16 protein-coding genes, 1 tRNA gene and 1 pseudogene are annotated in these 17,425 nt (G+C 69.5%); 9 read left to right on the top strand and 9 right to left on the bottom strand.

Features of this window, described 5'->3' with window-relative positions:
- Positions 1-88: 88 nt before the first annotated feature.
- From VS93_RS23530 to VS93_RS23520, 3 genes are all read right to left on the bottom strand, one after another.
- A complete protein-coding gene (locus tag VS93_RS23530) occupies positions 89-319 on the bottom strand; it encodes a hypothetical protein (RefSeq protein WP_046472054.1) in 231 nt (76 codons plus the stop codon).
- Between the two features lie 867 nt (positions 320-1,186).
- A complete protein-coding gene (gene nhaA / locus VS93_RS23525; RefSeq protein WP_201776734.1) occupies positions 1,187-3,817 on the bottom strand; it encodes a Na+/H+ antiporter NhaA in 2,631 nt (876 codons plus the stop codon).
- Positions 3,818-4,340: 523 nt separating this feature from the next.
- Positions 4,341-4,422: transfer RNA gene (locus VS93_RS23520), tRNA-Tyr, on the bottom strand.
- Between the two features lie 255 nt (positions 4,423-4,677).
- Between VS93_RS23520 and VS93_RS23515 the strand changes: the two genes are divergently transcribed.
- Positions 4,678-5,175 carry a YajQ family cyclic di-GMP-binding protein gene (locus VS93_RS23515; RefSeq protein WP_046472053.1) on the top strand — a complete coding sequence of 166 codons (498 nt, stop codon included), beginning with the start codon at positions 4,678-4,680 and terminating at the stop codon, positions 5,173-5,175.
- A 130-nt stretch (positions 5,176-5,305) separates the two neighbouring features.
- On the opposite strand, the gene VS93_RS23510 is transcribed toward VS93_RS23515, so the two are convergent.
- The 3 genes from VS93_RS23510 to VS93_RS29500 are packed head-to-tail and all read right to left on the bottom strand — an operon-like array spanning position 5,306 to position 5,894.
- A complete protein-coding gene (locus tag VS93_RS23510) occupies positions 5,306-5,530 on the bottom strand; it encodes a hypothetical protein (RefSeq protein ID WP_046472052.1) in 225 nt (74 codons plus the stop codon).
- Complete coding sequence (locus tag VS93_RS23505) at positions 5,527-5,724, bottom strand: helix-turn-helix domain-containing protein (protein ID WP_052745951.1); 198 nt, start codon at positions 5,722-5,724, stop codon at positions 5,527-5,529. Before VS93_RS23505 ends, VS93_RS23510 begins: the two co-directional genes overlap by 4 nt.
- Positions 5,721-5,894 carry a hypothetical protein gene (locus tag VS93_RS29500; protein WP_156184986.1) on the bottom strand — a complete coding sequence of 58 codons (174 nt, stop codon included), beginning with the start codon at positions 5,892-5,894 and terminating at the stop codon, positions 5,721-5,723. The genes VS93_RS23505 and VS93_RS29500 overlap by 4 nt, the downstream gene beginning before the upstream one ends.
- A gap of 447 nt (positions 5,895-6,341) precedes the next feature.
- On the opposite strand from VS93_RS29500, the gene VS93_RS30700 reads away from it, so the two are divergent.
- Positions 6,342-6,671 (top strand): hypothetical protein, encoded by a 330-nt coding sequence (locus VS93_RS30700; RefSeq protein WP_201776733.1) that lies wholly within the window; start codon positions 6,342-6,344, stop codon positions 6,669-6,671.
- Positions 6,665-6,829 carry a hypothetical protein gene (locus VS93_RS30695; RefSeq protein WP_201776732.1) on the top strand — a complete coding sequence of 55 codons (165 nt, stop codon included), beginning with the start codon at positions 6,665-6,667 and terminating at the stop codon, positions 6,827-6,829. Before VS93_RS30700 ends, VS93_RS30695 begins: the two co-directional genes overlap by 7 nt.
- A gap of 115 nt (positions 6,830-6,944) precedes the next feature.
- On the opposite strand, the gene VS93_RS23495 is transcribed toward VS93_RS30695, so the two are convergent.
- Positions 6,945-7,808 carry a M48 family metalloprotease gene (locus VS93_RS23495; protein ID WP_046472051.1) on the bottom strand — a complete coding sequence of 288 codons (864 nt, stop codon included), beginning with the start codon at positions 7,806-7,808 and terminating at the stop codon, positions 6,945-6,947.
- A 665-nt stretch (positions 7,809-8,473) separates the two neighbouring features.
- Here VS93_RS23495 and VS93_RS23490 point away from each other — a divergent pair.
- The 5 genes and pseudogenes from VS93_RS23490 to VS93_RS23470 all read left to right on the top strand — a co-directional run bounded on the left by VS93_RS23490 (position 8,474) and on the right by VS93_RS23470 (position 13,739).
- Positions 8,474-10,326, top strand: a pseudogene (locus VS93_RS23490) (2-oxoacid:acceptor oxidoreductase subunit alpha).
- Positions 10,316-11,401 (top strand): 2-oxoacid:ferredoxin oxidoreductase subunit beta, encoded by a 1,086-nt coding sequence (locus VS93_RS23485; protein ID WP_046472050.1) that lies wholly within the window; start codon positions 10,316-10,318, stop codon positions 11,399-11,401. Before VS93_RS23490 ends, VS93_RS23485 begins: the two are co-directional and overlap by 11 nt.
- A 268-nt stretch (positions 11,402-11,669) precedes the next feature.
- Positions 11,670-12,404, top strand: a complete 735-nt coding sequence (locus tag VS93_RS23480; protein ID WP_052745950.1) for a phosphatase PAP2 family protein — start codon at positions 11,670-11,672, stop codon at positions 12,402-12,404.
- A 9-nt stretch (positions 12,405-12,413) separates the two neighbouring features.
- The gene (locus VS93_RS23475; protein ID WP_046472049.1) at positions 12,414-13,076 is read left to right on the top strand and encodes an SDR family oxidoreductase; all 663 of its coding nucleotides are present in this window, start codon (positions 12,414-12,416) and stop codon (positions 13,074-13,076) included.
- Positions 13,077-13,241: 165 nt separating this feature from the next.
- Entirely contained in the window at positions 13,242-13,739 is a 498-nt protein-coding gene (locus VS93_RS23470; RefSeq protein WP_046472048.1) for a hypothetical protein, read from the top strand.
- Between the two features lie 85 nt (positions 13,740-13,824).
- On the opposite strand, the gene VS93_RS23465 is transcribed toward VS93_RS23470, so the two are convergent.
- Entirely contained in the window at positions 13,825-15,534 is a 1,710-nt protein-coding gene (locus tag VS93_RS23465) for an ATP-binding protein (protein WP_046472047.1), read from the bottom strand.
- Positions 15,535-15,543: 9 nt separating this feature from the next.
- A complete protein-coding gene (locus VS93_RS23460; protein ID WP_046472046.1) occupies positions 15,544-16,290 on the bottom strand; it encodes a response regulator transcription factor in 747 nt (248 codons plus the stop codon).
- Between the two features lie 345 nt (positions 16,291-16,635).
- On the opposite strand from VS93_RS23460, the gene VS93_RS29880 reads away from it, so the two are divergent.
- Positions 16,636-17,064: an STAS domain-containing protein gene (locus tag VS93_RS29880; RefSeq protein ID WP_162231708.1), complete on the top strand. Its 429-nt coding sequence runs from the start codon at positions 16,636-16,638 to the stop codon at positions 17,062-17,064.
- Positions 17,065-17,425: the final 361 nt, after the last annotated feature.

Genomic DNA, 17,425 nt, shown 5'->3' with positions numbered 1-17,425 from the left:
ACCACCCGGAAACCACCGAAGCAGCCACCCGAGACCCCCACACCACAAGACCATTCACACAACCATGAACAGCCCCGACAAACCGCCGCTAGACCACACCGGCCTCGGCGACAACGGAAGCCGTGTTCTCGTTGGCGTTCGTGTTGGTGTTCTCGCTGACAGCGTTGCTGACGCTGTTCGCCTCCTGCGCCTGCTGCTGCGCGTTGATGAGCTTCGGAGCCTTCTTGTGGCCGTCGTTGGCCTGCGCCGGAGAAGCGGCCAGAGCCATACCCAGCACAGCACCAGCGACCAGACCGGCCACACCAAGCTTGCGGAACATAAAACCCCCCTGAAATAACAGAAAAAGACCCTGGAACCTGGACTACGGGTCTTCACTTCCTCTCAACCGGACCGCGCGTACAGCCACCGGCATTCCACGGCCCAATCAACAGGATGCATGAAAACGCAATCAGATCCGCGCCGCCACGCTGCCCTGTCCCTATTGATTGACCGGAAGCGGCGTGGTGAACACCGTTTTTCTCCAAGATAGCGATCCCCCGGAGAGGCTATGCGCGGTTCGATTCAGCGCGACCGGAACCTCGGCCCGGTCGACGGTCACAATCATTTACAGCTACTCCGGCCGCTGTCAACACTGAAACCCGCAAGGTGATTATGTCCGGTTCGCCGGGTCAGGTACATTTGTTCCGAGAACGCCATAAAAGATGGAAAGTGATTTTACCGGCCCGACCCTTCTGTTTTCCGAAGATCTGAAGGATCGCTCCCGCAGGTAAAGACGCATTTAGCGAATTGGCGACTGGACGCGCGACACGCGGAGCGGGAAACGGTGGTTGACCCGCGCGGACGAGCCGGCACTGCCCGGCGATGCGCCCCTCCTGTCGGGAGAGCGCCGACTCCTAAGGTGTGGGGCCCACCCAACCGCCCAACGCCGCTCTGTGGCCGTCTGAGTTCCTCTGAGCGGCCACGGCATCCACCGTGCCGGAGAAACATCGACGAGGACATGTCACGGCACGGGAGGGGCACCGAGACCGTGCGGTGCGACATGGTCAGGGTGTACTTGATCGGCGGCGAAGCGGTCACCCGCGCGTGGTGGCTTCCCCGAGCCGGCCGACGAATCGGCTAAAGACAACCCGCGGGTGTCGGGCAGTCCAAGACTCAGATCCCCGGAGAAGCCACCACATCCTCACAGTCAGTCCTCGATGTCGAGAGCCGCGGCCAGCTCGGCCTCACTCGGGTTTCGCAGCACGCGGCGCTCGCGCGTGATCGCCACCGGCGTCTCGTCGGCACCGACCCCGAGCTCCTGCAGGAGCTCGGCGGCGTACTCGTCGGTGTCGAGGTCGAGCCACGAGTGCAGGACATCGCGGGCGGTGAGGAACTCGCGCAGCCGCTGCGCGTGGTGCGACCGCCCGGACCCGACGATCTTCACGGCCGTCAAGCCCAGTAACTGCGATCGGCGGAGCAGGTACGTGCGCAGGATGATGTCACGCAACTGCGGATCGGCGCCGAGCGCCTCCCGCAGGCGCTCCGCCGGGACGACGAGCACCTCACCGGCCTGCTGGGCCACGGGAGTCAGGAGCATCGCCTCGCCGCTGAGGATGCCGAGCTCGCCCAGGAACCGACCCGGTCCGTGGACGTTGCGGATCTGGTTCTCGTGGCCGTAGCCGTCGATGAGCGCGACCGCTCCGGAGAGGACGACGATGAAGTCGGCGCCCGGCTCGCCCGCGTCGAACAGCGGCTCTCCTGCGGTGACCCGCCGTCGCTCGCCGAACCGCGTGAGCGTGGCGATCTGCTCCCGCGTCAGGCGCGGGAACGCGCCGCCGCGGTCCGGGGTCTCCTCGATGCCATCGAGCACGAGAGGCGAGGGCTCCGCGAGGCGCGTCCGGAGCCGGCCGATCGCGGGCAGTCCCGGCGGCGCCTCCGGCCGACCCTCGCCGGTCCCCTCCTCGACGTGCGCGGGCTGCCGCTCCTCGCCGGACAACGCCGCTGCCAGCGCCTCCTCGTCGTAGCGGCCGACCTGGCGGTGGCCGTTGACGAAGAACGTCGGCGTGCCCTGGGCTCCGCTCGCCTGGGCGCTGACCACGTCCTCCCGCACACGGGCCGCGTGGGCTCCGGTGCCGAGCTCGCGTGAGAAGCGTTCGACGTCGAGGCCGATCGCCCCCGCGTGGGCGAGCAGGCTCGCCGGGTCGAGCCGGTCCTGGCGGGCGAACAGGCGGTCGTGCATCTCCCAGAACGCGCCCTGGGCGGCCGCCGCCTCCGCGGCCTCCGCCGCCAGCATCGCCTCGGGGTGCACCTCGGGGAGCGGGAGGTGGCGGAGCACGTACCGCAGTTCGTCGCCGAAACGGTCGTGCAGCGCGGCGACCGTGCCCGTCATGCGGCTGCAGAAGGGGCACTGGAAGTCGGCGTACTCGACGAGCGTGAGCGGAGCGTCCTCCGGGCCGCGGATGTGGTCACGCCCCGGCTCGACCGGGCGGTCGAGCTCCATCGGCAGGCTCGCGGTGCGCTCGCCGCGCAACGCGGAGGCGAGCCGGAACACCAGCCAGCCGGTCAGCGTCGCGAGGACGGCGGCGATCAGGACGCCGACCGTCGCCTCCTCGACCAGCTCCGAGCTGTCGAATGCCAGGTTGGCGATCAGCAGGGACACGGTGAAGCCGATACCCGAGAGCGCCGCGCCGCCGAGCACCTGCCCTTCTCCGACGCCCTGCGGCAGGGAGCCGAGGCCCAGCCGGGCACTGATCAGCGACGTGAACCCGATACCGACGAGCTTGCCGACGACCAGCCCGAGCACGATCCCCCATGTGATCGGCGACGACAGCGCCTCACCGATCAACCCGCCGCGCAGGTCGACGCCGGCGTTGGCGAAGACGAACAGAGGCACGATCACGTAGGCGACCAACGGGTGCAGCACAACCTGCAGCCGCTCGTTCGCGGACACTGTGCGCTGGAGGCCCTTGCGGGCCGAGTACCCGACCTCGGGCAGCGGTGCCTGACGGAAGGCGCGGAAGAGCACGTCGAGGCGTTCGACGTCGGCGCGCCGGGGCGGACGCGCCCCGATCAGCAGGCCGGCCAGCATGCCGGCGATCGACGCGTGCAGCCCCGACTCGACGGTCGCCACCCAGAGCACCGCGAAGACGGCGGCATAGACCGAGTAGCGCCACTCCCCACGCCACGACAGCAACGTGACGACCACCAGCGCCAGTCCCGCGCCGGCGAGCGCCACCGGGTCGAAGGATTCGGAGTAGACGACGCCGATGATCGCGACAGCGACCACGTCGTCGAACACCGCGACCGAGAGCAGGAAGATCCGCAGTTGTGATGAGAACGCCGGCCCCACGATCGCGAGCGCGCCGAGCACGAACGCCGTGTCGGTGGCGATCACGATGCCCCAGCCGTTCGCCGCCTCGCCCGAAGGGTTGATGGCGAGATAGAGCAGCGCCGGAAGGACCATGCCCGCCAGACCGCCCAGCACGGGCACGACGACGCGTCGTCGCTCCGTGAGCTCGCCCATCGACAGCTCGCGGCGCACCTCAAGCCCGAGGACCAGGAAGAAGAGCGCCATCAGGCCGTCGCTGACCCAGTGTTCGAGATCCATCGCCAGCTCGGCGCCGCCGACCCGCACCACCGCCTCGGTGTGCAACAGCGACTCGTAGGCGTTCGACCACGGCGAGTTGGCCCAAGCGAGCGCCACGACAACCGCCGCCAGCATCATGCCGGCACTGCCCGCCTCGGTGGCCAGAAACCGCCGCAGCGGCTCGGCCACCTGCGCGAGGAGCATGCGCCCGGACGGCCGCGACTGGCCGCCGCCGGACGCGCGGCGGTTCACCGACTCCGCCGCTGTTCTGCGCCGGAGCGGCGTCATGGCGCCGTGGCGGTGTAAGCCGAGAACTGCGGGGCGGTGCCGTACTCTTCGTCGGTCACTCGCTCGTCCCGGTCACCGGCGTTCCCCTTGATACGAACGTCCCCGGCGCCATACATCACAGTCGCGTGTATCAAGGAGACCCCCGCCTCGACCTGGTCGACTGCCGGCGAGCTCGACAGCTCGCGGTACGCATCGATCCACCCCCGCAGGGGCGCGGCTTCGGCCGGCCGCCGGTTCGCGCGCGGTCCCGCGGTAATCGTGCATACTTTCCGCCCAGCCAGGCTACCCCGATGCTGAGCAGGAAAGACAGGGCTCTATGGGCATCGGGGAGAGGCCATACGCCGCGTCCGGGACGCCACCCGCCCACAATCGTGGGAACGCATTGGGAACAGCCATCCGTAGTCGCTCGGGCTTTACCGGACACGGCCGGACGAACGAAAACACCCCCTGACCGTGGACGCACTGGTCAGGAGGTGTTTCCCGTGGGTGGCAGGTCCAGGATTCGAACCTGGGAAGGCTGAGCCGGCGGTTTTACAGACCGCTCCCTTTGGCCGCTCGGGCAACCTGCCTGGAGTGTGCGCGGGCCTGTGGCCGCGACGCGTGAATGAGCATAGCGGACTTGGACTGCGGACACGAAATCGATTCCGGTCCGCCGTCGCACGCGCCCCGCTCTACGACGTCGCCGCGCAACGAAGCAGCCCACGGGACTAAGCTCGGTCTATGCCGTGGCCGGACGGCACGCCGGTGCCGGACCGGCCGGCCCACCTAACAACCACCGGGCGCCTTCGCGGGTGCCCACGACCGTCTCGGGGGTGTGAGTTCGCGTGCCCGCGGAATCCAGTTTCGACGTCGTTTCCAAGCTCGACCGACAGGAGGTCGACAACGCGCTGAACCAGGCCGCCAAGGAGCTGTCCCAGCGCTTCGACTTCAGGGGAACCGGCGCCGGTATCACCTGGTCCGGTCAGCAGGGTGTGGAGATCAAGGCGAACGCCGAGGAGCGTGTCCGGGCCGCCCTGGACGTGTTCAAGGAGAAGCTGATCAAGCGCGGCGTGTCGCTGAAGATCCTCGACGCCGCCGACGAGCCCAAGGCATCCGGTAAGGAGTACCGCCTCCCGATCGCCCTGAAGGAGGGCATCTCCAGCGAGGACGGGAAGAAGATATCCAAGATCATCCGTGACGAGGGTCCCAAGGGGGTCAAGGCCCAGATCCAGGGCGAGGAGCTCCGTGTCAGCTCCAAGAAGAAGGACGACCTCCAATCGGTGATCAACCTGCTGAAGGAAAAGGACCTGGACATCGCGCTGCAGTTCGTCAACTACCGGTAGGAATCCGATCTATGGCGCGCTGACCAGCGCGTTCACTGGCCGACCGCGTGGGGAGACGTCCGCGGACCGCCCGCCCGGCCCCGGATGGGGCAGTGGGGCCGGGCGGGCTGGGGGCGGCGGCGCGCGGGGGCTACATGCGTTCGAAGGGCGATTCCCAGTTCAGGGGTGGTCGTCGGTGTCGGCGGTTGGGGACCACGCACACGAGCGTGGTCACGCCGTGGGTCGCGGTGTAGACGTCGTGGTCCTCCAGTGTCACCCCGCGCTGTTCGACGGGAACCTCCATGGCGGTGGCCCATGCGCGCAGGGTGTCCATGGTGTCGACTTGCCTGATCTCGCAGTAGGTGCGCGCCCTCACCGCTGCGCCTCCTGGTGGGTGTCGCGTAGCGCGTAGACGTCGCCCGCGCGGTAGATCCGCCATCCGGTGTGGGGGTTGCGCAGGTAGCGGATGCGGCCTTTGCGCGCCCATTGGCGCATGGTGGAGGGGGCGATGCCCAGGATCTCGGCGGCCTCCCGGGCCCGGACGTAAAGGCCGGGATCGATGTCGCTCACGCCGTCACCGCCTCGGGAAGAAGACCGAGAAGACGATCGGCGGCACTGGCCCAACACTGACGCCTGGCGATCCACGCCGCGCGCAACCGCCGCTCGGCCCGCTGCCGCTGCTCAACCGCGACCAGGTAAGGGCGAATCCGCGCACTTGGGCGCGGTGGCAGGATGGACATGTCAGCGCTCCTTATCAGCGTTGGCCACGCCCCGGGAGTCCTGATCCGACTCGCCGGGGTCTTTCTCTTACGGTGGCGCTTCGAACTTTGGGTGCGCGGCGTCCGTCAAGGCGTCGTTCCGATGACATGCGGGGCGTCATTTCGGTGTCATTTGATCGGTCGCGCGGCTAGCATTCCTGCATGAGTACGCCCAACAGCGCGCTACGAGCAGCCCGTATGGGTCAGCTCATGAGCCAAGACGACCTGGCACGCGCCCTTCGCGAGGCCGGGGTGTCCGGAGCCTCCAAACGCCTTGTCCAGCGCTGGGAGGCCGGGGATGTCACCGCTCCCCGACCCATGCACGCTCGGGCACTAGAGTGTGTGCTGAGAACTCCGATCGAAGCTCTTGGCTTCGCCCCGTCCGTGCCTATGCTGCGCTCACCTGAGGACAGCAGTGGAGGGAGTCACATGGAGCCTTCCCCTAGTGAGGTCGTGGCGCCCAACGGCGAACCGGCGCCCCAACCGGGCAACGGATACGGCAACTACTCCGGTGTCTGGCTCTCCCGGTACGAGTACTTCAGCTCCGGCCGGGATACGACATTCACGGGGCGCCACTATGTGGTGGTCCTCCAGCACGGCAATCGGCTCACGGTCCGCAGCCTGCCGGGGTCTTCCGACTCGCCGCTCACGATGGATCTTGAGGTTGACCGCAACGTCATTACAGGGACCTGGACTGAGCGGACAGCCGAGGACGGCTACTACCAGGCGCGCGGTACCACGGTGCGATTCAGTTGCTGATCGATCCGACCGGGCGCCGCATGTCTGGGAAGTGGATCGGCTTCGGTAAAGACTTCGACGTGAACACGGGCCCGTGGGAGTTGGTGTTCCAGGACTCCTCGACGACGAAGGCAACCCTGGACAAGTACAACCGACGCCCCCAAGAGCCGGAGGAGTAGCCGACCCTCGCGGGTCGGCGACGCCCCGTACACCGCTGACCGGCGCCGACGCTTCTATGTCAAGCGGCGGGTTGGTGGGTGGTGATGGGGTGCTGGTGGCGGGCACTGGCGACGGTCAGCGGATTCCCCACTGCTCGGCCAGCCGCTGCAGCCGGCGGATGCGCTCGGGCATTGGCGGGTGCGCGGCGAAAAGTCTGCTCATGCCGTACTCCGGGAACGGATGGGCGATCATCAAATGCCCCGCCGTCAGAAGAGGACGTTCGGCGGGCAGCGGGTGCGTCCGGGTACCCACCTCGATCTTGCGCAGCGCGTCGGCCAGGCCGATCGGGTCCCCGGTGAGCTCGGCCGCCGCGAGGTCGGCGCGGTACTCCCGGCCGCGGGCGACGCCGAGCTGGATCACCAGCGCGGCGAGCGGGCCGAGCAGCAGGAACAGCAGGGCGCCGAGCACGCTGGGGACGTCCTCGTCCTCGGAGTCGCCCAGTGGAAGCAGCAGCGCCAGCGCTGTCAGCGAGGTGATGATCGTCGCCACGGTGGCGGCCACCGAGCAGACGAGCGTGTCGCGCTGCCGGACGTGCGCGAGCTCGTGCGCCAGGACACCGCGCAGCTCCCGCTCGTTCAGGCGGCGCAGCAGCCCGGTGGTGCAGCAGACGACCGCTTTGCGCGGGCGGCGGCCGGTGGCGAAGGCGTTGGGCGCCGGCGTGGGCGACAGGTACAGCCGCGGCATCGGCTGCCGCGCCTCCGTGGCCAGCTCGCGCACGATCCGGTAGAGCTCGGGCTGTTCGATCTCGCTGACAGGGCGGGCGCGCATCGCCCGCAGCGCCAGGGAGCCGCCGAAGAAGAACACGAGGCCGTTCAGCCCGATCGCCGCGATGACGCCGAGTTGCAGGCCGACAAGGCCGCCGCACGTCCAGCACGCCACGACGACCAGCGCCGACACGCCGGCGAGGAGGCCGACTACGCGGATCGTGTTGCGGTGCACGGCGACTCGTAGCCCCTTTCGGCTCCAGGCCCCTCCGGGCATGTCCACCGTTAGAAACGTGCGGGTCGGGGTCTGGCGTTCCCGGTCGAATGCGGCAACCGTCACGCATACCAGGGACGACCGGCGCGGACCGGCCGCAATGCCCTTCCACGCGAGGAGAACGGCGCCAGAGGGCGGAACCGGTCCGGGGTCCGCCGGTCCGGGCCTTATGGGAGGCCCTCCGGTGTTCGGCGCCTTCGCCGCACGCGGCGGGGCGACGGCGGGTCTCCGGCGCGCTCCGAGAGTGTGACATCACCCACCCGCCCTCCGGAGGGGTGGGCATACCGCCTATAGTTGTACGGGTGGCCGTTATCGCTCTGATCGCCTCGCCGGGAGCAATGCTCGTCGGCCGGCGGCATGTGGATCTGGGACGCATCTCCAGCGACCTGTGTCGCGGCTGAGCCGGCATCATCCGCGCGGCACCATTGAGTCCGCGGCCCTCTCCGAATATCCGGGCGCCCCCTCGGACCGTCCTACCGCACGGGCGACGTGTGCGTAGGTTGAAGATCATGAGTCTCACCGCCCGCCCGGCGAACACCCGGTCTCATATTCTGGCGGTGAGCCCCGAAGCAACCTGAGCCGCGGCCCCCGCCACCGGCGGCTCACATAGGAGGTCGGCGATCTCAGTGACCAAAGAGGTCAAGCAACTCGATCGCGTCATCATCCGTATCGCGGGCGACTCCGGCGACGGAATGCAGCTGACGGGCGATCGGTTCACCCAGGAAACCGCTTCGTTCGGCAACGACCTGTCGACGCTGCCGAACTTCCCCGCGGAGATCCGCGCCCCCGCGGGCACGCTGCCGGGCGTCTCCAGCTTCCAGCTGCACTTCGCCGATCACGACATCATGACTCCCGGTGACGCCCCGAACGTCCTGGTGGCCATGAACCCGGCCGCGCTGAAGGCCAATGTCGGCGACGTGCCCAAGGGCGCGACCATCATCGCCAACACCGACGAGTTCACCAAGCGCAGCCTGGCCAAGGTCGGCTACCAGGCGAACCCCCTGGAAGACGGCTCATTGTCGGATTTCAAGGTGAGCCAGGTGCCGCTGACGTCGATGACCCTCAAAGCCGTGGAGGACTTCGAGGTCTCCAAGAAGGACGGGCAGCGCGCGAAGAACATGTTCGCGCTCGGCCTGCTGTCCTGGATGTACAACCGGCCCACCGAGGCACCCGCGACTTCCTCAAGTCCAAGTTCGCCAGCAAGCCCGAGATCCTGGCCGCGAACCTCGCGGCGTTCAACGCCGGCTGGAACTTCGGCGAGACCACCGAGGACTTCGCGGTCTCCTACGAGGTCAAGCCGGCCGAGCTCCCTCCGGGGACCTACCGCAACATCACCGGGAACCTCGCGTTGTCCTACGGGCTGATCGCGGGCTCGCGGCTGTCGGGGCTGTCGCTGTTCCTCGGCTCCTACCCCATCACCCCCGCTTCGGACATCCTGCACGAGCTCTCCAAGCACAAGCACTTCGGTGTGCGGACCTTCCAGGCCGAGGACGAGATCGCCGGTGTCGGCGCGGCGCTGGGGGCGTCGTTCGGCGGATCGCTCGGCGTGACCACGACGTCCGGGCCGGGCATGGTGCTGAAGGCCGAAACACTCGGGCTCGCGGTGATGACGGAGCTGCCGCTGCTCGTGATCGACGTGCAGCGCGCGGGCCCCAGCACCGGCATGCCGACCAAGACCGAACAGGCCGACCTGCTGATGGCCATGTTCGGGCGCAACGGCGAGTCCCCGGTCCCGGTGCTCGCGCCGCGCTCGCCGTCGGACTGCTTTGACATCGCGGTCGAGGCCACGCGCATCGCGACGAAGTACCGGACCCCGGTCATCGTCCTCTCCGACGGTTACCTCGCCAACGGATCCGAACCCTGGCGCATCCCCGATGTGTCGGGCCTGCCGGACCTCTCGGTGGACTTCACCACGGAGCCCAACGGTGCGGACGGGGAGTTCCACCCCTACCAGCGCGACCAGGAGACCCTGGCCCGCCCGTGGGCGCTGCCCGGCACGCCGGGGCTGGAGCATCGTCTCGGCGGGATCGAGAAGAGCGACGGCACCGGCCACATCTCCTACAGCCCGGCCAACCACGACCTGATGGTGCGCTCCCGCCAGGCCAAGGTCGACGGGATCGCGCGCGACATACCGCCGCTCGACGTCGACGACCCCACGGGCGACGCCGACGTGCTGGTGCTCGGGTGGGGCGGCACCTACGGCTCGATCGGCGCCGCGGTGCGCCGGGTGCGGCGTACGGGAAGCAGGGTGGCCCACGCCCACCTGCGTCACCTCAGCCCGTTCCCGGAGAACCTCGGTGAGGTACTGCGCCGCTACGAGCGCGTCCTCGTCCCGGAGATCAACCTCGGCCAGCTCGCGCTGCTGCTGCGCGGGAGGTTCCTGGTCGACGTCATCAGCTACACGAGGGTCCGCGGCCTGCCCTTCAAGGCCGAAGAACTGGCGGGCGTGGTTCAGGAGGTCATCGACCGTGCCGAGTGACAACGGATCCGGCGCCGCGCGGGCGCAGGGCAACGGGGACGTGCCGAACGGCCTCAAGCTGGTGCCCCGCGGCGACGTCGAGTACAAGATGAAGGACTTCAAGTCCGACCAGGAGGTCCGCTGGTGCCCCGGGTGCGGTGACTACGCGATCCTCGCGGCGTTCCAGGGGTTCCTGCCCGAACTCGGGGTGCCGCGGGAGAACATCGTCATCGTCTCGGGTATCGGCTGCTCCTCGCGGTTCCCGTACTACCTGAGCACCTACGGCATGCACTCGATCCACGGGCGGGCGCCGGCGATCGCCACGGGCCTCGCGGCGAGCCGGCCGGACCTGTCGGTGTGGGTCATCACGGGCGACGGGGACGGGCTGTCGATCGGCGGCAACCACCTGATCCACGCGCTGCGGCGCAACGTCAACATCAACGTGCTGCTCTTCAACAACCGCATCTACGGGTTGACGAAGGGGCAGTACTCCCCGACCTCCTCGCGGGGGATGGTCACCAGGTCCTCGCCGATGGGGTCGCTGGACTCCCCGTTCAACCCGGTCTCACTGGCGCTGGGCGCCGAGGCGGGCTTCGTCGCGCGCACCATCGACTCCGACCGCAAGCACCTGACGAGCGTGCTGCGCGCCGCGGCCGACCACGAGGGTGCGTCGTTCGTCGAGATCTACCAGAACTGCCCGATCTTCAACGACGACGCGTTCGAGCCGCTGAAGGACCCCGATGAGCGCGACACCCGGCTGCTCCGTATGGAGCACGGCGAGCCGCTGCGCGTCGGCGCCGACCGGGGCGTGGTGGCCGGCGAGTACGGTGAGCTGACCGTCGCCGACATCGCCAAGGTCGGCGAGGACCGGCTGATCCGGCACGACGCGCACCGCGAGGACTCCGGGTACGCGTTCGCGCTGTCCCGGCTGGACTTCCCCGCGTTCGAGCACGTCCCCGTGGGAGTGTTCCGCGACATCAAGCGCCCCACCTACGACGAGCTCATGGCCGACCAGCTCGCCGCGGCCGAGACCACGCAGGGCGACGGCGACCTCGCCGCTCTGCTGGCCAGCGGCGACACCTGGACGGTGGGCTGACCAGACCCGCTCGCTCGCGCACGGCCGCGCACCGGTCTCCGGTGCGCGGCCGTGCCGCGTCCCGGGCCTTCGCGGACGGGGCCGGTGCGGCGCACGCGCGCGGCAGGTGCGAGCGGGGCCCGCCCCCTTCCCGCGTAACGGCGGAGGTCACCCGGGGATCGAACGCGGATTTCGCCTTTTGTCCATCCATTGTTCGCTTTCGGTTCGCCGGGTGGACCCCTGAAGGTGACCTACGGTTCTTGTGATCCCGAATTCGACGTCTGAGCGCATGGACCGCAACGATCCCGCCCACCACGAGCGCGACCGCGCCGCTCCCGGCCCGCTGCCCGCGCAGCGCCGCGTGCTGGCGGTGGTCATGACCGTCGCCGCCGTTCCCCTCGTGACTCTGTGGGCCCTGGTCTCCGCCCAATGGGGGCCGGTCGTCTCCCTCGACCGCGCGATCGCCGTGTCGCTGTACGAGTTCGTCCTCCCGGCCCCGGACCTGGCGCACGGGGTGGAGCTCTGGTCGGAGACGTTCGGCACCTGGTCGATGCGGATCGTCTCGCTGCTGGCCGCGTGCTGGCTGCTGCTGCGGCGCCAGTTCAGCACGGCGGCGTGGGCCGCGGCCACGGTCTTCCTGGCCAACCTGTTCGGCCTGATCCTCAAGCTCACTGTGGACCGCCCCCGGCCCGGGTTCGCCGAACCGCTCGCGACCGGGGTCGGCCCGTCGTTCCCCTCGGGGCACGCGCTCATGGCCGCCACCGGCATGGGAATCCTGTTGTTCGCGACGCTGCCCCTGCTCCGCGACCGGTTCCACCCGATCGCCTGGACCGTGGCCACCGCTATCGCCCTGAGCACCGCCCTGAGCCGCCCGCTGCTGGCCGTGCACTGGGTGAGCGACATCGCGGCAGGACTGGCTCTGGGCGTGTTCACCCTGGCCGCCACGATGCTTCTCTGGACGTTCCTGCCGCCGATCGCGCGCCGCTGGGACCGCCCGTCGCGCGGTCCGTCGCCGGGGGCGTAGCCTGCGGGCATGCGTATCGTCATCGCCGGAGGCCACGGAAAGATCGCCCTGCGCCTGGAGCGGCTGCTGGCAGCGCGCGGCGACACCCCGGTCGGCCTCATCCGCAACCCCGACCACGCCGACGACGTCCGCGCCGCCGGCGCCGAGCCGGTCCTCATCGACTTGGAGACCGCCACCGCCACCCAGCTCACCGAGAAGGTCATGGGCGCCGACGCGGTCGTCTTCGCCGCCGGCGCCGGTCCCGGGAGCGGGTCCGCCAGAAAGGACACCGTGGACCGCGCCGCGGCGGCGCTGCTGGCCGACGCCGCCTCGCTCGCCGGGGTCCGCCGCTACATCATGGTGTCGGCGATCAGTGTCGACGAGGGGCCCGCGCCCGGCGCCGAGCCGGTGTGGGCGGCCTACGTCAACGCCAAGCGCGCCGCGGACGACGACCTCCGGCAGCGGAGCCTGGAGCTCGACTGGACCATCCTGCGCCCCGGCCGACTGACCGAGGAGCCCGGAACCGGCAGGGTCCGCCTGGCGCCGAAAGCGGAGCGGGCGGACGTACCCCGGGAGGACGTCGCCGCGGTCATCGCTGCACTGCTCGACGATCCGGCCACCATCGGCCAGGTCCTGGAACTGGTGGGCGGTGACGTGCCGATCGCCGAGGCCGTCCGGACGGTCGCGGTCTGACCGCCGCCCGGTCGATGGCCACCCGGTTTCCTTGTGTGGCCATAATCCCCCATACACGGCATCATGGGACGGTGGCCCGGCGAAACGCCTCCGCGATGGACGTGGATGATCGGCGACGCCCAACGGGTAGACAAGCTCCACACAGCAGATGGGTACGGTTGAGCAATGAGCGTCACGCAGGTCGTGAGGGACAGTACCGTCGTCGAGCACGCGAAGGTCGCCGCGCAGCAGAAGCGCAAGATGTTCATCGTGCAACTGGACGTCAACAGCTACGACGACTCCACCAGCAAGGTCCGCCCAGGGCTCACCCGCATCCTCGAGGGGATCGAAGAGGCCGGATGGCACCTGGAGCAGGTCGCCCCCAGCGAGGGCCCGGAAGGCGGAGCGGTCCGGCTGTTCATCTTCCGTCCCGCGCCCGCTGCCTCGGAGGAGCCCGCCCAGGCCCAGCAGAACCAGTCGGGCCAGCAGCAGGCCTACCCGCAGTACCCCACCGGCGCCCAGCCCCAGGACCCCTACGCCGGCTACCAGTACCAGAACGGTCAGCAGTACGGGGCTGGCTACCAGCAGTACCCGGGCTACGGGCAGCAACAGCAGCCGGGCTACGGGCACCAGTACCCCGGTTACGGCCAGCAGTACCCGGGCTACGGGCAGCAGAGCTGGTAGCAGCGTGAGTTGCGGTGGTCCGCGCGGTTCGGCGCGGACCACCAGTGTCGCGGGTGCGGAAGACCCGCGTCCGGCGCGGTCATGGCTATTCGCTCGCCCACCGGGCCAGCATCTGGTTCAGAACGGCGCTGTCGAGGGGTTTGGCCATGTGGGCGTCGAACCCCGACCGCACTGACTCGTCGCGGTCGCTGTCCTGGCTGAAGCCGGAGACGGCGACCAGCCGCGTGTGGCCGTCTTCGAGGGTGCGGCGCAGCCGGCGCGCGACCTCGTGCCCGCTGATATCGGGGAGCGCCAGGTCGCTGAGGATCAGATCGAAGGTCTGCTCCTGGGCGGCGGTCAGCCCCTCCCCACCGGTGCGGGCGACCGTCACGCTGTCGCCGTGCCTCTCCAACAGGGTCTGGTAGGTCGCGGCCAGGTCCGTGTTGTCCTCGATGACGAGGACGCGCAGCGCCGGCCGCGGGTGGGGCCAAGCCGGCGGGGATGCCGGCCCGGAGGGACCCGGCGCGGAGGCGGACAGGGGCAGCAGGATCCGGAAGCACGCGCCGGCGCCTTCGCCGTCGCTGTGCGCCCGGACCGACCCGCCGTGCTGCTCGGCGATGCCGCGCACGATGTGCAGGCCCAGCCCGAGACCTCCGGCGTCGACGCCGGGCCTCTGCGAGGGGCGGCCGAACGCCTCGAACAGGGCCTCGGTGGCCTCCGGAGCGAACCCGACGCCGTCGTCGCGCACTGTGAGGACGGCATGCTCGTCTTCGCTGCCGAGCCCTACCACCACCGTTCCCCCCGGCCGGGTGTACTTGCGGCCGTTGCTGAGCAGGTTGCCCAGCATCTGGGTGAGCCGGACGCGGTCCCCCTCGACCGGGAGCGGCCCCGGAGCCATCGACAACCGCAGCCGGCGCTGCGCCTGGACGTATTCGGGCCGCATGTCCTCGACAGCGGTGGCGGTCACGGAGCAGAGGTCGAGCCGCGCGCTGTGCAGCTCCAGACGGCCGGTCAGCGCCCGTGTCGCGTCCAGCAGATCGTCGATCATCCGGACCATGACGCTGATCTGGCGCTCCAGGACGGGCAGTGCCGGGTGCCCCTCGGGACTGTCCAGGGCCAGCAGTTCGCTCGCGGCGCGGAGCGCGGCGATCGGGTTGCGCAGCTCGTGCGAGAGGGTGGCGATGAAGTCGTCCTTGGCCCGCTGCTGCCTGCGCAGTTCCGCACCGGCGGTGGCCAGCGCCTCGTTGCTGCGCCGCAGTTTCTGGTTGGCCTCCTGCACCTCGCGGCCGCGGATGAACAGGTCGCTCTCCATCCGGTCGGCGCGCATCTGCTGTTCGGCGGCGGCCTGCTGCTGCTCCCGCCCCGCGCTTCGCATACGCACGAAGTCGGTGACGTTCTCCACCCGGTGGATGATGTGGGTGACCGTGCCGTTCTCGTCCAGCACGGGGGTGTTGAGGGGGCTCCAGTACCGTTCCTCGAAGTGCCCGTCGGGTCCGATCGGGATGTCGTACCGCTGCAGCGCCATGGCGTCGGCCTCGCCGGTCGCCAGCACGGTCCGCAGTGAGCGGCCCAGGTTGCGCGTGCCGTCGGCGGTGGGGTCGGCCGGGTTGTCGGGGAAGGCCTCGAAAACGTAGCGCCCGATCAGATCCTCCCGGTCGCGTCCGGACACCCGCATGTAGGCGTCGTTGACGTCGACGATGGTGAAGTCGGGCGTCAGCACGGCGCACGGCGATGGAACAGCGTGGAACAGCCTGCGGTAGTCCAACCCGGTCCCCGCGCCGCAGGCGACGCTTCCGCGGTGTTCGTCCAGCGCCATCCGCGTCCTTTACGCGTCGAGCCGGTACCCGAAACTGCGCACCGTTGTGATCCTCGGTCCCTGGACACCCGCGGCGTGCAGCTTGCGCCGCACCCGGTAGACGTGTTCGGCCACGGTCGAGGGCACCTGCCATCCCCCCGCGTCCCACACATGCTCCAGGAGCTGCTGGGGAGAGAACGTCTGGCCCGGCGCCGCCGCCAGGAACTCCAGAAGCTGGTATTCGCGCGGGGTGAGCTCGATCGGCCCCTCGACGCTGCGGACCTGGCGGGCCCCGGTGTCGATGGTCAGCTCGCCGAGGTTCATTACCGCCGACTTGGCGGGCGCGTTCCTGGTGGCCGTCCGCCGCAGCACCGCGCGGATCCGGGCCGCGAGCTCCCGCTGGGAGAACGGCTTGACGATGTAGTCGTCGGCCCCCACCTCCAGTCCGACCACCCGATCGGTCTCCGCGCCGCTTCCGCTGACGATGATCACCGGGAGCTCTCCGACACGGCGGAGGCCGCGCAGCAGGTCCAGGCCGTTGCCGTCCGGCAGCCCCAGGTCCAGCACGACCAGGTCGACCCGCTCGCGGCGCAGCACGTCCTGCCCGCCACGCGTATCGGGCGCATCGACCACGGCGAAACCGTCGCGCTCCAGATACGCCCGCAGCATCGCGACAAGGTCGGCCTCGTCCTCGATCAGCGCGACCACCGGTCGCAGACCGCGCAGGGTCTCGTTGGCGGCGTCAGCGGTGTCATCAGACTCCGGATGGAGCAACATGGGTCACCCAGCGAAGTTGATCCGTTGTTGAACCAGTGTGGAAAACATGTTTATTTGACGACAGTATCACTGAATTGTCAGCGGACTCAGCTTCTCGGAACAGGCGCAAGGAGGCACCGTGGCCGACTCCACATCCCGCCTTCACCAGGCCTCCTTGGGGCTGACCGGTGTTCCGGCGCCCGACTCCGGCGTTGTCGGCAGACCCTCGCCGGGCGGCGTGTGAAACGTCCAGACCTTGCTCAGCGAGCGGCACGGCTAGCACTGCCCAGCCGCCGCGTCCAGCAAGACGGCCCGCCCGGCGAAGACGACCCGACTATGGAGCCTCTTGCCACATTGATGGATCTGATGCAGCTGTCCACTCTTACCCGGCATGACAACGCCGTGATCGTCGAGGTCAGGGGGGAGGCCGATCTGGCGACCTCGCCGGATCTCATCATCGGCCTGCAGGCGGTGGACGCCCCTCCCGGCGGCGTTGTGTTCCTGGAACTGTCCCTCTTGGACTTCTGCGACGCCTCCGGACTGAACGCCCTGGTCGCCGCCGCCCGCCTCCTCAGGGAACGCGGGGTCGAGCTGGCCCTGGTCGGTCCGCAGCCGCACATGAGCCGACTGCTGGAGATCACCGGCCTGGACGCGTACTTCGACGTGTTCCCGCTCCTGGCCGCCGTTGACCTGCATCACCTGGGCGAGGACAACTCCGGCCGTCCGAGGATGGCGTGCTCCTGCCGGCAGGAGGTGAACAGGGACGATGGCTACGCGAGGGGCACCGAGCGCTGAATCCGTCCCCGGTTCCTCACCCGATCCGGACGGTCCCGCCCGTACAGGCCTGCTGAAACCCGGCCGCCCCGGATTCGATTCCGGCACGACCGTTCGATACGAGCTGCTCCCGTAACACGCGCGCTCGCCGGCCGGAGGGGGGCCGGCAAGCGCGCACCGGAGCGGAGGTCCCGCGCCGGACCGCCCCGCAGCAGGGGCCGCCCGTGCCGCAGGACCTCCGCTTCTCTTCGTCCTCCGGCGTTGAGCCCGACGCCGCGTAAGGGCCTGGCGTCCTCACCGGTACCGCGCAGCCACGGCAGCGGTGGCCGTGAGCCCCGTGCCGTCCAGGCCTTCCGGAATCGGGCGAGGCCACAATCGCGGC

The sequence above is a fragment of the Allosalinactinospora lopnorensis genome (assembly GCF_000981225.1).
Classification (GTDB): Bacteria; Actinomycetota; Actinomycetes; order Streptosporangiales; family Streptosporangiaceae; genus Allosalinactinospora; species Allosalinactinospora lopnorensis.
The sequence above is the reverse complement of the archived record's forward strand: the minus strand, read 5'-3'. Positions and strand labels throughout refer to the sequence as shown.